Origin of the sequence: Micromonospora sp. DT44 (assembly GCF_049841635.1) — a bacterium.
Lineage (GTDB): Bacteria > Actinomycetota > Actinomycetes > Mycobacteriales > Micromonosporaceae > Micromonospora.
The window spans coordinates 1-14,155 of the sequence record NZ_JBNCKS010000097.1 but is presented as its reverse complement, the minus strand read 5'-3'; the positions used below and the strand labels follow the sequence as shown (position 1 = coordinate 14,155).

Sequence of the window (14,155 nt, the reverse complement as noted above, 5' to 3'; positions counted from 1 at the left end):
GGCCTGGGGTAAGAAGTACCCGGCGATCGTCCGGCTGTGGGAGAACGCCTGGGCCGAGTTCGTCCCGTTTCTGACCTTCGGAGCCTGTCGCGGAATGCCGATGGTTGGGTGGAGCCGGTTGGCTTGATCGCGCTGTCGGCTGGACTGGTCCCCGGCGCGTCAGGCTGCTGCGGTGTGGATTTTGCGGATGTTGTAAGCGGCGGCTGCGAGGTTCAGTTCGCTTCGGGCGGCCGCGATTCCTCGTCGGGAGAATCTGTCCAGGATGGTCTTGAGGGTTCCGATGCTGGGTTCGACGGTCGCGCCGCGTCTCTTGTAAGCCTTGGCGCCTTCCGGGGTCCTGAGTCGGTGAGCCATCGCCTCTCGTGTAGACGCGTCAACAGGTGGCGGACCATCGGTAGGTGAACGCAACGCCGCCGCGGCCTGCTCGCGGCTCTTGCCCAGGGCGATGAGCCGGTCCGGTCCAGGCGCATCCAGGTTGCTGTTGCTGCAGTAGCCGGCGTCGGCCAGCACGATTCCGATCTGATGATCGGGCAACCCAGTTGCCTGATGCACGCCAGCGGCAGCCGCGACCGCGGCGGTCATCATCGGCACGAACGATCCCATGTCGTTGGGGTTCCGGTTCACATCGACCGCGGCGATGACGTGGTCGCTGGTAACCGCGACCTGCGCGTTGTAACCCTGAAGGAACCCGCGACGGGTAGGCATCACCCGCGAGTCCGGATCGGTAATGTTCGCGACGGTCTTCGGCAGAGATTTCGCGGGAGCCTGGTGATTGCCAGCCGCCGTGGCCGCGGTTTCGGCTGCAGCGACGACCCGGCGGGCTCTCACGATCCGGGAGTGTTCTTCGGCCGGGACAGGCGGAGCACCCATCGGCTTCTTCCCCGCAGCGATCAACGCGGCCCTGCGCTCGAGCTTCGCTTGATGCTCGCGCAGCTCGCGCTCCAGATGCGCCCTCGCCTCAGCAAGCCGCAATGGCCCATCCGGGATCCGGCCGCGCACCGGCTGACCAGCTCGTGACGCCTCCAGTCGGGCCTGGGCTGCCATCTTCCTCGCCTCATCGTCGACCTTCAGACGCTGCTGCTGCTCAGCCAACTCCGCCGCCGCGCGCCGAATACGATCCACCCGCCCCGACCGGTCAGCCAACGCTGCGGGGACACGGTCCCCGTTGGACTCGCTGCCGTCGCGAGGCGCTTGCGTGTTCTCGCAGGCATCGACGCCCGCAGCTTCCTCGACGATGCCGGTGACGATCTGTCTGGCCTGCTGGTCGAACCAGTCCCGTCCCCGGTTCGCGTCGATCGACGCGTTCGCCGCGATCTTGGTGCCATCGATCGCGATCGTGCCGAAGCGGGCAAGTCCTGCCCGCGCTGCGATCATCAGCACCTGTGTGAACAACCCAGCGAACGCAACCTCGGAGCTCGCCCGGAACCGTGCGATCGTCGCGTGATCAGGGATATCTCCAGCGCAGAGGACCTTAAACGCGACATCGGTGTGGCAGAGCCGCTCAACCTGCCGAGACGAACGCACTCCTCGGCAGTAGGCGTAGACCAGAAGAGCCAGCAGCATCCGCGGGTCATACCCGGCCGCCCCGACCCCACCACGGCGACGAGACGCCTCGAACGCGGAGACGTCGAGCGTCTCGACGACGTCGAGGACGAACCATACGAGGTGATCCTGCGGCAGCCAATCCCGCATGTCCGGCGGCAGCAGAAACACCTGATCACGCAGCACAGGGCGATAATCGCGGGCCATGCCCGATTCTTTCAGAACCGCCGCTGACGACCCCCACAGGACACGGGCATTCTGCGACAGGCTCTTCGACACCGAGATCCGCAAGGTGATCTGCTCGACGAACGCGATTGAGTCGGTGAACGCCCGCATCCGCCGGGCCGTACGAACCCGTGGGCACTTTCCCAACGAGCAGGCCGCGTTGAAGTGCGTGTACCTCGCCGTGATGGCCCTGGACCCGACGGGCACCGGTCAGCGCCGCTGGATCACCCGCTGGGAAGCCGCCCTGAACGCCTTCGAGATCACCTTCGAAGGCCGCCTGTCCGCAGCCCGCAAGTAACCCCATCAAGATCCAGTTACACCGTTAAGTTGACAGTCCCAACTGATAACGGCAAGTGTCCAAGATTGCCAGAGATGCTGGGTGCAGTGGGCGCGGGGTCGTTCCGATCGGTCAGCGGGATGGCGATTCCTAGCAGTTCCGGAGGACCTGCTCCACGTCCGCGCCTGCTCGAATGACCACCGCGCTCTCGCGAATTTCTCGGGAAGGTGGTGCCGTTGCCCTTCGTGCGCGAGCAGAGTGGGGCAGCCAGGTGGAAGCACCACGGCATCGGCGAGCCCGATGAACGTGACGAGCAGGTCGAGAACTGCGCCAGCGGAGAACCGACTGATCATGAGACTGCCGAACGTGTCGTCGGCAAGGTCGGCGTAGACGTCGGCCGTGCCGCCGTCGTCGGCGCTGATGTGCCAGTAGTCGTCCTGGGATTCCCGGTGGTCGGCGTGGGGCTCAAAGACGGCCAGAAACCCATCGGCCGCCATCGGGGCGGCGTCGCCCTGCTCGAACCGCTGGACGAACATCTCGTAGCTCACCTGAGCACGTTAGCCCTTGACCAGTACCGGTCTTCAGTCCCAGAAGTTGAACAGCAGCTCACCTACGGCGGCCGGCTTCCAGTAGTCGATCTGATCGTGTTCGCCGGGGTCGAGAGCGGTCAGGTCAACCTCTGGAAGCCGGTGGCTCCGGGCGGCAGCTTCATGGGCGTACTCCATGGGGGTTGTCGTAGAACGTGGTCTTCGGCCACGGTGGAGTCTCCGGGGCGGCTTTCCAGGTGAGGTGGACGAGCGCCCAGCGTTCGGGGAGCTGGACGAGGATGTCGTCCGACGCCTGAGACCGGGCAACGACCCTGGTGGGCTGGCCGTGCAGTGGGTGACCGGGTGCCACCTCGACGAGAAGTTCGGCGTGCAGCGCCTGGCGTTGCTGGAGCTCGGGAGGTGTGTCCCCACGCAGGTCCCACCACGGGTCGGCGAAGGTGGGTTGCGTGTCCACGCTGCCATCCTTGCCCATCCCGAGGGGCACGGCCCTCCACCCGCTCCCCCGCGCCGCCGATCTTGCATCTTCTGCTCGGCCGTAAGAGCCCAAACCAACTCATCCCGGCGACCGAAAGTGCAAGATCGGCGCAGCGCGGTACCGGCGCGGCGCGGTACCGCCGCCGCACGGCGGCACCCAAGTTCCCGCTGGCCGCCGCTCCGGCCAGCCGGCAGCGAGCAAGATCTGAGCAACCTCACTGATCCTGCTGTCTGACGCGTACACGAAGCAGCAACATCAGGGAACTTGCTCAGATCTTGATACCCGCAGACGCGGGCGCGGGACAGGTCGAGCCGGTCGCGTGGGTGATCCACTCCAGTTCAGCGATGTCGGGGCTTCCGCGCGACGGGATGCCCCGACATCGGCGATCTAGAGTCGATCAAGGCCAGCGGCACCCGGACGGCCGAAAACGTCAGCGTTACGACACCGCGAAAATCCCCGCGACACCCAGGATCACCATCACCAACACCGCTACCAGCGCCCCCCGTTCGCTCTCCACCGCCGGCTCGCGGTACTCGTTCACGGGGTTCGTCGTTTCGCGGGGCATGGTGTGGCCTCCTCGGCTGTTGTCGCTGCTCGCGTGGCGTCATCCAGGTCACCGGTCGGGCGACCTGGCATGCGGACCCGCGTCGGGGGTCCTACCGTGAGGACGTTGTCGACCTCAGGGGGGCTGGACGTGCCGTTACAGGACTGGTTCCTCACCGCGCAGGAACGCGCCAACCCGGTCTCTGGGTTACCCGTTTGGACCAGGGGAAACCTCGCCGAGCCGTTGATTCACGGCGCGGCGTACTTCGACCGCCTGGTCGACGAGGTCGAGGCGTTGACCGATGGCGACCACCTCTTCTTCACCGACTGGCGGGGTGACCCGGACCAGCGGCTGCGCCCAGACGGCCCCACCGTGGCGCAGCTCTTCGCCCAGGCCGCTCAGCGCGGCGTGGTGGTCAAGGGCCTGATCTGGCGCTCGCACCTGGACGTGCTGGCCTACAGCGAGGCGGAGAACCGCAACCTGAGCGAGACGGTCTCGGCGGCCGGCGGGGAGGTGCTGCTGGACCAGCGGGTCCGCCGGGGCGGTTCGCACCACCAGAAGCTGGTGGTGTTGCGGCACGTCGACGCCCCGGAGCGGGACATCGCCTTCGCCGGTGGCATCGACCTGTGCCACAGCCGCCGTGACACCGCCGCGCACGAGGGCGACCCCCAGCCGGTGCAGATGTCTCCCCGGTACGGCCCGAACCCGCCCTGGCACGACGTGCAGCTCGCGGTGCGCGGGCCGGTGGTCGGCGCGCTGGACACCGTCTTCCGGGAGCGCTGGACCGACCCGATGCCGCTGGACTCGGAGAACCCGATGGCGTACGCGCGGGACCGGCTGCGCGGCGCGGACCTGCGGCCGGACCCGCTGCCCGACCAGCCCGCCGACCCGCCGGAGTGTGGGCCGCACCAGATCCAGGTGCTACGCACCTACCCCGCCGTGCGGCCGCGCTACTCGTTCGCCCCGGACGGCGAGCGGACCGTGGCCCGGGGCTACACCAAGGCGGTGCAGCGGGCCCGCCGCCTCATCTACCTCGAGGACCAGTACCTCTGGTCCACCGAGGTGGCGAACCTGTTCGCCCAGGCGCTGCGGGAGAACCCGGAGCTGCACCTGGTGGCCGTGGTGCCCCGGCACCCGGACGTGGACGGCCGGCTCGCCCTGCCGCCCAACATGGTCGGCCGCGAGCAGGCGCTGTCGCTGTGCGAGCGCGCCGCGCCCGATCGGGTGCACGTGTTCGACGTGGAGAACCACGCCGGCACCCCGGTGTACGTCCACGCCAAGGTCTGCGTGGTCGACGACGTCTGGGCCAGCGTCGGCAGCGACAACTTCAACCGCCGCTCCTGGACCCACGACAGCGAGCTGTCCTGCGCCGTACTCGACGACACGCGCGACGAGCGGACGCCCACCGACCCGGCGGGCCTCGGCGACGGGGCCCGGGTCTACGCCCGCGACCTGCGGCTGCGTCTCTGGCGCGAGCACCTGGACCGCGACCCGGACGGCGCCGACGACGCCGACCTGCTCGACCCGGCCGACGCCGTCGCGGCCATCGCGGCCGCGGCCGACGAACTGCAACGGTGGTACGACAGCGGCCAGGTCGGCGAGCGTCCGGCGGGCCGGCTGCGCCCGCACCGCCCCGAGCGGCTGCCCTGGTTCACGCGGGCCTGGGCGCTGCCGGTGTACCGGCTGGTCTACGACCCCGACGGCAGGCCGCTGCGCGCGAGGCTGGCCGGCACCTGGTGAACCGGCCGGGCCGGCTCGGGCAGTCCGACCCCGCCCGGGTGCACGCTGAGCCCTCCGGGGTAGGCGAACGACGAGCGCGGTGAGAAGTAGCCGAATCCGATGATCAGCGGGTTGGCGGGGCGCAGCGCGTACATCGGGTGTCGGGGTTGCAGGAACTCCACCGACTCGATCTCGAACGGCGTGACGGGCTCGGCCACGAACGGGTAGACCGAGCTGAGTAGCTGGCCGTCTCGCTGGGTGAAGTAGCGGTGGTGCCCGCTGCTGATCACGTGCCCGGTCTGCCCGACCCGACATCGGGCGCGGATCAGTGGCACCCCGTCCGCCTCGGTCTCGGATTGCAGCGCCTCGCCGTTGCGCTTGATCGTGGTCAGGCCGGCCAGAACGGGAGCGCCGCGCGCGGTGGCGTACTCGCGGACGACCCGGCTGGAGGCCACGTAGTGGGTCCACCAGCCGCCGGGGCTGAGCCCGCCGGGGGCGTCCACGCCGGCCAGCGAGACGCCGAGGTACGTCAACGAGTACGCGCCGAAGCCAGAGGTCTGCGTCTCGTCCTCGACGACGTACTGGTTGAGGAACACCTGTCGGTCGGCACGGGGACGCAGCCCGGTGGGGACGAGGGCGGCGACCGCGTCGGGGTCCGCTGGCAACCAGCTGAAGTAGAGGGTGTGGCTGTTCACGACGAGCTGGGGAGCGGTTGGATCGAGCATGGTGCCTCCGAACCGGGTGTCTACTAGGCGACGCTACGGCCGGTCCCGCCGACGGGACAACGACGGATAGGCGACACACCTGCCCGGTTGTCGGATTTCATGTTGACCGCTCGGCGGAGGGTGGAGGCACCGACCGGTCGGGCCGATCTGGAGGACCGGGTGGCGCAGGATCGCCCAAAAACGGGTAGGAGACTCTACTACCTGCCCGCTCGCCGCCGCTTATGGGCGTTTTGCGGCTCGACACACCTTAAGTACATCAACCTTTCGGCTAGCTTTCCGCGAGCCGATCAGGTTAAGGTGACTCCCGAACGGCCCAACTGAAGCTAAACCAAAGCGCCACTTATTTTTGTCCGCGGACGAGGTGCAGGGAGGACCACCATGACCGCGTCAACGATCACCGAGCAGGCGAGCAGCACGACAGCCGAGCAGACCAGCACCACCAAGCTGGACCCGCGCGCGCTCACCGACAGCGCCGCCGATCTCCTCAACGCGATGGCCGCACTGCCCGCCAACCACCCGTCGCGCGCCGCTCTGCGGGACCGCGCGATCGAGGCCTGGCTGCCGCTGGCCAACCACCTGGCCCACCGCTACAGCGGGCGGGGCGAGCCGACCGACGACCTGGCGCAGACCGCCGCCGTCGGCCTGATCAAGGCCATCGACAAGTTCGACCCGTCGCGCGGCGTCGACTTCGCCGGTTACGCGATCCCCACCATCATCGGCGAGCTCAAGCGCCACTTCCGCGACCGCACCTGGGACATCCGGGTTCCCCGCCGTCTCCAGGAGCTGCGGCTCGCCATCTCCGACGCCAACAGCTCGCTGCTGCAGACCCTCGGCCGTTCGCCGACGGTCGCCGACATCGCCGCCCACCTCAAGCTCACCGAGGAAGAGGTCCTGGAGGGCCTGGAAGGCGCCCGCGCGTACAACGCGGTGTCGCTGTCCACCCCGACCGGCGACGGTGACCGGGCCACTGAGCTGGGCGACATGCTCGGCGGCGAGGACAACGAGTTCGAGCTGGCCGAGCTGCGGGTCGCCCTCGGCCCGGCGCTCGCCACGCTCGACGAGCGGGAGCAGAAGATCCTGACCCTGCGGTTCTACGGCAACCTGACCCAGTCGCAGATCGCCGACCAGATCGGCGTCTCGCAGATGCACGTCTCCCGGCTGCTCGCCCGCGCGCTGACCAAGCTGCGGGGCCAGCTCGACGGCACCTACTAGGGATGTCACGGTCGAGGACCGGGTCAACGTGGCCCCGGTCCTCGACCGTGTGAATGTCGGCCGGGTCGCTTCCCTTCGGGGCGGCGGCCCGGCCGTTCGCGTACGGTCCACCCGCCCAAGCGGCCCGGGGGCCGGCCGGCGAAGCGGCCCGGGGCCGGGCGGGCACGTCGAGCCCGCCGGAGCCCGGTGCGAGACTGGGCCGTGCTCTCCGACGTGACCCTGGACCTGCCGGTCCGTCCCACCCTGCCGGCGGTGCTCACCGCGCTCGACGCGGCCGGCGCGGCGGTTCTGGTCGCGCCGCCGGGCACCGGCAAGACCACCCTCGCGCCGCTGGCGGTGGCCGACCGGGTCGACGGCCGGGTGGTGATCGCCCAGCCCCGCCGGGTGGCGGCACGCGCCGCGGCCCGGCGGATGGCCGACCTGCTGGGTGAGCGCGTCGGCGACCGGGTCGGTTACGCCGTACGCGGCGAGCGGCGGGTCTCCCCGGCCACCCGGATCGAGGTGGTCACCACCGGCCTGCTGGTCCGCCGGCTGCACCACGACCCGGAGCTGCCCGGCACGGGCGCGGTGCTGCTCGACGAGTGCCACGAGCGGCAGCTCGACGCCGACCTGGCGCTGGCCTTCACGGTGGAGGCCCGGGCCACGCTCCGGCCCGACCTGTGGCTCCTCGCCATGTCCGCCACGCCGGACACCGACCGGTTCGCCGCGCTGCTCGGCGGGGCCGCCCCCGCCCCGGTGGTCCGGGCCGAGTCGGCGCTGTACCCGGTGCGGCGGATCTGGACGCCGCCGCCCCGGCCCGTCGCGCCGCCCGGGGCCGGCCCGGTCGACCGCGCCCTGCTCGACCACGTGGCCGCCACCGTCCGCCGGGCGCTGCGCGAGCAGGACGGCGACGTGCTGGTCTTCCTGCCCGGGGCCGGTGAGATCGCGGCGGTCGCCGGGCGGCTCGCCGACCTGCGGGACACCGTCGCGCTGCTGCCGTTGCACGGCCGTCAGCGCGGAGCCGAGCAGGACGCGGCGCTGCGCCCCCGGACCGACGACCGGCGCCGCGTGGTGCTGTCCACCGCGCTCGCCGAGACCAGCCTCACCGTGCCGGGCGTACGGACGGTGGTGGACGCCGGGCTGTCCCGGGTACCCCGCATCGACCTGGCCCGTGGCCTGGGCGCGTTGGTCACCGTGCCGGTCTCCCGGGCCGCCGCCACCCAGCGGGCCGGCCGGGCCGGCCGCGAGGCGCCCGGATGCGTCTACCGCTGCTGGTCGGAGGCCACCCACGAGCGACTGCCTGCCCGGCCGGAGCCGGAGATCGCCACCGCCGACCTGACCGGGTTCGCCTTGGAGCTGGCCGCGTGGGGCAGCCCGGACGGCGCCGGACTCGCGCTGCCCGACGCGCCACCGGCCGCGGCGATGACCGTCGCCCGGGACACCCTCGAAACGCTGGGCGCGGTCGACGCGACGGGTCGGATCACCGGGCGGGGACGGGCGATCGCCTCCGCCGGGGCACACCCCCGGCTGGCCCGGGCGCTGCTCGACGCCGCCGACCGGGTCGGCGCCGACCGCGCGGCCGAGGTGGTCGCCCTCCTCGCCGAGGAGAGCGCGGCCGGCCAGGGCGACGACCTGGTGGCCGGCTGGCGTCGGTTGCGCGCCGGAGTCGACGCGGGGGCCACCGCCCGCTGGCGTGCCGAGGTACGCCGCCTGCGCGCCGCGCTGCCCGCCAGCGCGACGGCCGGCGCGCCCGACACCGCACCGCCGCCCGGCACCGCACTGCCGCCCCGCACCGCCGCGAACTCTCGGTCCCATGCGCCCGGTGCCTCCGACCGGCTGACCGACGACCTCGCCGCCGGGCTGGTCGTCGGTCTGGCGTACCCCGAGCGGTTGGCCCGGGTGCGGCGGCCGGGCGGGTCGTCGTACCTCATGACGGGCGGAACCGCCGCGGAGCTGGCGGCCGGTTCGGGCCTGGCCGGCGCCGACTGGCTCGCGGTGGCGGTCGCGGACCGCCGCCCCGGCGCGCCCTCGGCGCGGATCCGCCGCGCCACCGGCCTGGACGAGGCGACCGCACGGGAGGCGGCGGGCCCCCTGCTGTCCACGCGCCGGGAGGTGGGCTGGTCCGACGGGGACGTGGTGGCCCGGGAGGTGACCCGCCTGGGCGCGATCGAACTGGTGGCGCGGCGGCTGGACCGTCCGGACCGGGCGGAGATCACGGCGGCGCTGCTCACCGGCCTGCGTCAGGAGGGGTTGGGACTGCTGCCGTGGACGCCGGCGGCGCGAGGGCTGCGCGAGCGGATGGCGTTCTGCCGACTGCACCTCGACGACGGGTGGCCGGACGTCGACGACGAGGCGCTGCTCGCCGCCGCCCCGACGTGGCTGGGGCCGGAGCTGGCCGCCGGCCGGCGGCGTGCCGACCTGAACCGCGTGGACGTGACCTCGGCCCTGCGTCGACTGCTGCCGTGGGCGCAGGCCGCGCGCCTGGACGAGTTCGCGCCCGAGCGGATCGAGGTGCCCAGCGGCTCACGCATCCGCGTCGACTACGCCGACCCGGCCGCGCCGGTGCTCGCGGTCAAGCTCCAGGAGACGTTCGGCTGGCCGGCGGCCCCGCGCATCGCCGGTGGCCGGGTGCCGGTGCTGCTGCACCTGCTCTCCCCCGCCGGCCGGCCGGTGGCGGTCACCGCGGACCTCGCGTCGTTCTGGCGTACCGGCTATCCGCAGGTCCGCGCCGAGCTGCGCGGTCGCTATCCGCGTCACCCGTGGCCCGAGGACCCGGATACGGCGACGCCCACCCGCCGGGCCGCGCCACGACGGCGCTGAGTAGGGGCTACTCCTCGACGACGTCGGCCACCACGACGGTGACGTTGTCCGGAGCGCCCGCGTGCAGCGCCAGGTCGATCAGCTTGCCGGCGCAGGCGGACCGGTCGGGGTAGGCGGCGAGCACCTCGGCCAGGGTGTCCGGGCGGACGACGTTGGAGAGGCCGTCGCTGCACAGCAGCCACCGGTCGCCGGACCGGGGCACCATCGTCGCGTACGACGGGGAGACGTCCTCGCCCTGCAACGCCTGGGTGACGACGGCCCGGCGCGGGTGGCTGCTGGCCTGGTCCGGGGTGATCACGCCCTGGTCGACGAGCATCTGCACGAAGGTGTCGTCGCGGGTGATCTGCTTGAGCACACCCTCGCGGAACAGGTAGGCCCGCGAGTCACCGACGTGGGCGAGGGCCAGGCAGCTACCGGTACGGGCGAAGAGCAGGGCGGTCAACGTGGTGCCCATGCCCTGGCGCTCGGGGTCGTCGGCGACCGCCTGCCGGATGCGGGCGGTGGCCAGCGCGATGCCGTCCTGTAGGGCGGCCACCAGGGCGTCCTCGGGTGTCTCCACGTCCAGCGGGGCGACCGCGTCGATGGTGAGCGAGCTGGCGAGATCACCTGCGGCCATTCCGCCCATGCCGTCGGCGACGGCGACGAGCCAGGCGCCGGCGTGCAGGGCGTCCTGGTTTCCGCTGCGGATCAGCCCACGGTCGCTCGTTCCCACGGAACGCAGCTTCAGGGTCATGGGAGGCAGCCTGCCAGGCGAAGGGCGCAGTTGTCTCTAGGAGATCAGGACGACGGCGCGTGGCGCGGCCAATCTCACGTCTCGCGTTCGAGCGCGGCGCGCACCTCCGCCCCTTGTCGGACGGCAGATCCCATCCAGTCGGATCAATTGACAGGACGATCCACCACTGGAAACATCGAGCTTCGACCTGGGAGCGCTCCCAGATCGCCACCGCCACCTGCCTCACCTCCCGTCCCGGAAGGACTACCCCGTGACGCCATCCAAACGTCGCCTCCTCCTGGCTGCGGCGACCACTCTGGCCCTCATCGGCGCGGGCGCCGGAGCGGCCTACGCCGCCCCTCCACCGGACGCCCCCGAGCAGATCGACAACGGGGACTTCAGCGCGGGCGTGAGCCCGTGGTTCTCCTACGGCACCGACTCACTCGGGGTCACCGACGGCCAGCTCTGCGCCGCCGTCCCCGGTGGACTCGCCAACCCGTGGGACGCCGGCATCGGCCAGGACGGAGTGCCGCTGATCGCGGGTGCCGAGTACACGCTCGGCTTCGACATCACCGCGACGCCCGGCACCGCCGTCAAGGCCGTACTCCAGCTCGGCAGCGCCCCGTACACGACGTACGCGGCCGTGGACGCGGCCGCCACCGGCACCGTCCAGCGCGTCGAGTCGACGTTCACCGTTCCGGACGACAACCAGAACGCCCAGCTCATCTTCCAGGTCGGTGGGAGCGCGCAGGCGCAGACCATCTGCCTCGACGACGTATCGCTGCGTGGCGGCGAGCCCCCCGCGCCGTACGAGCCGGACACCGGGCCCCGCGTCCGCGTCAACCAGGTGGGCTACCTGCCCGGCGGGCCGAAGAACGCCACGGTGGTCACCGAGGCGACCACGCCACTGCCCTGGCAGCTGCACTCGGCCGCCGGGGCCGTCCTGGCCAGCGGCACCACCACCACGCGTGGCGTGGACGCCGCCTCCGGGCAGAACGTGCAGACCGTCGACTTCTCCAGCTACCGCACCCCGGGCGCGGGGCTGACGCTCACCGTCGACGGCGAGACCAGCCACCCGTTCGACATCTCCGGCACCCTCTACAACCAACTACGCTCCGACTCGATGCAGTTCTTCTACGCCCAGCGCAGCGGCATCGCCATCGACGGTGACCTGATCGGCGACGAGTACGCCCGCCCGGCCGGTCACCTCGGCGTCGCCCCCAACCAGGGCGACACCAGCGTGCCCTGCCAGCCGGGCGTCTGCGACTACTCCCTCGACGTGCGCGGCGGCTGGTACGACGCCGGCGACCACGGCAAGTACGTCGTCAACGGCGGCATCGCCACCTACCAGCTCCTCAACACCTTCGAGCGGACCAAGACGGCCGCCACCGCCAACGGCGGGGCCGGACTGGCGGACAGCACCCTACGGGTGCCCGAGCGCGGCAACGGCGTCCCGGACATCCTCGACGAGGCCCGCTGGGAGCTGGAGTTCCTGCTGCGCATGCAGGTGCCGGCCGGCAAGCCGCTCGCCGGCATGGTTCACCACAAGATCCACGACAAGAACTGGACCGGCCTGCCGCTCGCCCCGCAGGACGACCCGCAGCCGCGCGAGCTGCACCCGCCGTCGACCGCGGCCACCCTCAACATGGCCGCGACCGCCGCCCAGTGCGCGCGACTCTTCGCCCCGTACGACGCGGCGTTCACGTCCCGCTGCGGCGCCGCCGCGAAGACGGCCTACGCCGCCGCGAAGGCACACCCCGCGGTGTACGCCAGCCCGACCGACGGCACCGGCGGCGGCGCGTACGACGACTCGAACGTCACCGACGAGTTCTACTGGGCGGCGGTCGAGCTGTACCTCACCACCGGAGCGCAGACCTACCTGACCGACCTGACCGCGTCGCCGCATCACACCGGCAACGTGTTCGAGCCGCGCGGCTTCGGTTGGCAGAGCGTCGCCGCGCTGGGTCGCCTCGATCTGGCCACCGTGCCGAACCGGCTGCCCGCCGCCGACCTGACCCGGGTCCGGGCCTCGGCCACCGCCGCCGCCGACGCGTACCTCGCCGAGCTGCGCCGGCAGGCGTACGGGCTCCCGATGCCCGGGGACGCCGACAGCTACTTCTGGGGCGCGAACAGCAGCATCATCAACAACGCGGTCGTCCTGGCCACCGCCTTCGACCTGACCCGCGACGCCCGTTACCGCGACGGCGCCGTGCAGGCGATGGACTACATCCTGGGCCGCAACGCCCTGAACATCTCGTACGTCACCGGCTGGGGCGAGCACGCCGCGCAGAACCAGCACAGCCGGGTCTTCGGCCACCAGCTCGACGCCAACCTGCCCCGTCCGCCCGCCGGCTCCCTCGCCGGTGGCGCGAACGCGGCGCTGCAGGACCCGTTCGTGGCGCAGTTGCTCGCCGGCTGCAAGCCGATGTTCTGCTACGTCGACGACATCAACTCGTACTCCACGAACGAGGTGGCGATCAACTGGAACTCGGCGCTGGCCTGGATCTCCTCGTTCCTGGCCGACCAGGGCGGGGCGGGCGCCGTACCGGCCGTCACCTGCTCGGTGAACTACGCCAACTACGGCACCTGGCAGGGCGGCACCGGGTTCACCGCGCAGTTGACCATCCGCAACACCGGGTCCACGGCCGTCAACGGCTGGAGCGTGCGGTTCGCGTTCACCGGTGACCAGCGCGTCCGGGAGGCCTGGCTGGCGAAGGTCACCCAGGCCGGCGCGACGGTCACGGCGAAGAACGAGTCGCACAACGCCAAGATCGTCCCCGGCGGCACGGTGACATTCGGCTTCAACGCGACGACCAACGGCGGCGCCAACCCCAACCCGGGGCTGGTCACCGTCAACGGGAACGCCTGCTCGCTGTCCTGAGCGCGCCCCCTGGTGGCCGCCCTTCCCCCCGGGGGCGGCCACCAGGACCACCCGTTCGCTGTCAGGAATCCAGCACCAGGCGGAACGCACGCTCGCCGATGCCGCGGATCAGCGGGTTGTCCTTCGAGTGCGTCAGGAACATCAGGGACAGGGCGAGCGCCCAGCCGCGCGCCCTGTCCCAGGTCGCGTCGTCCGCACGGCCGTACGCCCGGCGCAAAGCAGCGCGTTGCTCGGCCGTGAACAGCATCCAGGCCGCCGACAGATCGGTCGCGGGATCACCCGAGGTGATGTCGCCAAAGTCGATCACCGCGCTGATCCGGCCCTGGTCGACGAGGATGTTGGCGAGATGCAGGTCCCCATGTAGCCACAGCGGCGGACCACCCCACGCGGGTGCGGCCACGGCCACCTCCCAGATCCGCGGTTGCGTCCACGGGAGTGGTGTACGACTTGCCCTTGATGGGCGTGTTGCGTAGATGAGAGACGGCCATCGCGTCGA

General features: G+C 71.5%; 12 protein-coding genes and 1 pseudogene. 5 read left to right on the top strand and 8 right to left on the bottom strand.

Annotation, left to right across the window (positions count from 1 at the left end; all coding sequences use genetic code 11):
• Positions 1–159 precede the first annotated feature (159 nt).
• Positions 160–1,692, bottom strand: a complete 1,533-nt coding sequence (locus ACLQ25_RS31550) for a transposase (protein ID WP_425734378.1) — start codon at positions 1,690–1,692, stop codon at positions 160–162.
• A gap of 121 nt (positions 1,693–1,813) precedes the next feature.
• Here ACLQ25_RS31550 and ACLQ25_RS31545 point away from each other — a divergent pair.
• Positions 1,814–2,065: pseudogene (locus tag ACLQ25_RS31545) on the top strand (transposase); the annotation flags it as partial.
• A 5-nt stretch (positions 2,066–2,070) separates the two neighbouring features.
• On the opposite strand, the gene ACLQ25_RS31540 reads toward ACLQ25_RS31545, so the two are convergent.
• From ACLQ25_RS31540 to ACLQ25_RS31525, 4 genes are all read right to left on the bottom strand, one after another.
• Positions 2,071–2,592, bottom strand: a complete 522-nt coding sequence (locus ACLQ25_RS31540; RefSeq protein ID WP_425734374.1) for a hypothetical protein — start codon at positions 2,590–2,592, stop codon at positions 2,071–2,073.
• 33 nt (positions 2,593–2,625) lie between these two features.
• Positions 2,626–2,769: a hypothetical protein gene (locus ACLQ25_RS31535; RefSeq protein ID WP_425734373.1), complete on the bottom strand. Its 144-nt coding sequence runs from the start codon at positions 2,767–2,769 to the stop codon at positions 2,626–2,628.
• On the bottom strand, positions 2,753–3,046 hold the full coding sequence (locus ACLQ25_RS31530; RefSeq protein WP_425734372.1) for a hypothetical protein: 294 nt from the start codon (positions 3,044–3,046) through the stop codon (positions 2,753–2,755). Before ACLQ25_RS31530 ends, ACLQ25_RS31535 begins: the two co-directional genes overlap by 17 nt.
• A 457-nt stretch (positions 3,047–3,503) precedes the next feature.
• Positions 3,504–3,632: a hypothetical protein gene (locus ACLQ25_RS31525; RefSeq protein WP_355050233.1), complete on the bottom strand. Its 129-nt coding sequence runs from the start codon at positions 3,630–3,632 to the stop codon at positions 3,504–3,506.
• 129 nt (positions 3,633–3,761) lie between these two features.
• Between ACLQ25_RS31525 and ACLQ25_RS31520 the strand changes: the two genes are divergently transcribed.
• Complete coding sequence (locus ACLQ25_RS31520; RefSeq protein ID WP_425734377.1) at positions 3,762–5,351, top strand: phospholipase D family protein; 1,590 nt, start codon at positions 3,762–3,764, stop codon at positions 5,349–5,351.
• Here the strand turns inward: ACLQ25_RS31520 and ACLQ25_RS31515 are convergent.
• Entirely contained in the window at positions 5,300–6,055 is a 756-nt protein-coding gene (locus ACLQ25_RS31515; RefSeq protein WP_425734371.1) for a hypothetical protein, read from the bottom strand. The two genes, ACLQ25_RS31520 and ACLQ25_RS31515, sit on opposite strands and share 52 nt — an antisense overlap.
• Before the next feature lie 378 nt (positions 6,056–6,433).
• On the opposite strand from ACLQ25_RS31515, the gene ACLQ25_RS31510 reads away from it, so the two are divergent.
• Together ACLQ25_RS31510 and hrpB are read left to right on the top strand one after the other, a co-directional pair.
• On the top strand, positions 6,434–7,267 hold the full coding sequence (locus ACLQ25_RS31510; protein WP_425734370.1) for a SigB/SigF/SigG family RNA polymerase sigma factor: 834 nt from the start codon (positions 6,434–6,436) through the stop codon (positions 7,265–7,267).
• 201 nt (positions 7,268–7,468) lie between these two features.
• Complete coding sequence (gene hrpB, locus ACLQ25_RS31505) at positions 7,469–10,066, top strand: ATP-dependent helicase HrpB (RefSeq protein ID WP_425734376.1); 2,598 nt, start codon at positions 7,469–7,471, stop codon at positions 10,064–10,066.
• Between the two features lie 7 nt (positions 10,067–10,073).
• Here hrpB and ACLQ25_RS31500 read toward each other — a convergent pair whose 3' ends face one another.
• A complete protein-coding gene (locus ACLQ25_RS31500) occupies positions 10,074–10,799 on the bottom strand; it encodes a PP2C family protein-serine/threonine phosphatase (protein ID WP_425734369.1) in 726 nt (241 codons plus the stop codon).
• Between the two features lie 250 nt (positions 10,800–11,049).
• Between ACLQ25_RS31500 and ACLQ25_RS31495 the strand changes: the two genes are divergently transcribed.
• Positions 11,050–13,659, top strand: coding sequence for a glycoside hydrolase family 9 protein (locus ACLQ25_RS31495; protein WP_425734368.1), 2,610 nt, complete (start codon positions 11,050–11,052; stop codon positions 13,657–13,659).
• A 61-nt stretch (positions 13,660–13,720) separates the two neighbouring features.
• On the opposite strand, the gene ACLQ25_RS31490 is transcribed toward ACLQ25_RS31495, so the two are convergent.
• Positions 13,721–14,134 (bottom strand): phosphotransferase, encoded by a 414-nt coding sequence (locus ACLQ25_RS31490; protein ID WP_425734375.1) that lies wholly within the window; start codon positions 14,132–14,134, stop codon positions 13,721–13,723.
• Between the last annotated feature and the right edge of the window lie 21 nt (positions 14,135–14,155).

Coding starts and splice junctions, on each gene's coding strand:
- ACLQ25_RS31510 (WP_425734370.1), top strand. CDS start 6,434: ATGACCGCGTCAACGATCACCGAGCAGGCGAGCAGCACGACAGCCGAG.
- ACLQ25_RS31500 (WP_425734369.1), bottom strand. CDS start 10,799: ATGACCCTGAAGCTGCGTTCCGTGGGAACGAGCGACCGTGGGCTGATC.
- ACLQ25_RS31515 (WP_425734371.1), bottom strand. CDS start 6,055: ATGCTCGATCCAACCGCTCCCCAGCTCGTCGTGAACAGCCACACCCTC.
- ACLQ25_RS31535 (WP_425734373.1), bottom strand. CDS start 2,769: ATGGAGTACGCCCATGAAGCTGCCGCCCGGAGCCACCGGCTTCCAGAG.
- ACLQ25_RS31550 (WP_425734378.1), bottom strand. CDS start 1,692: ATGCGGGATTGGCTGCCGCAGGATCACCTCGTATGGTTCGTCCTCGAC.
- ACLQ25_RS31525 (WP_355050233.1), bottom strand. CDS start 3,632: ATGCCCCGCGAAACGACGAACCCCGTGAACGAGTACCGCGAGCCGGCG.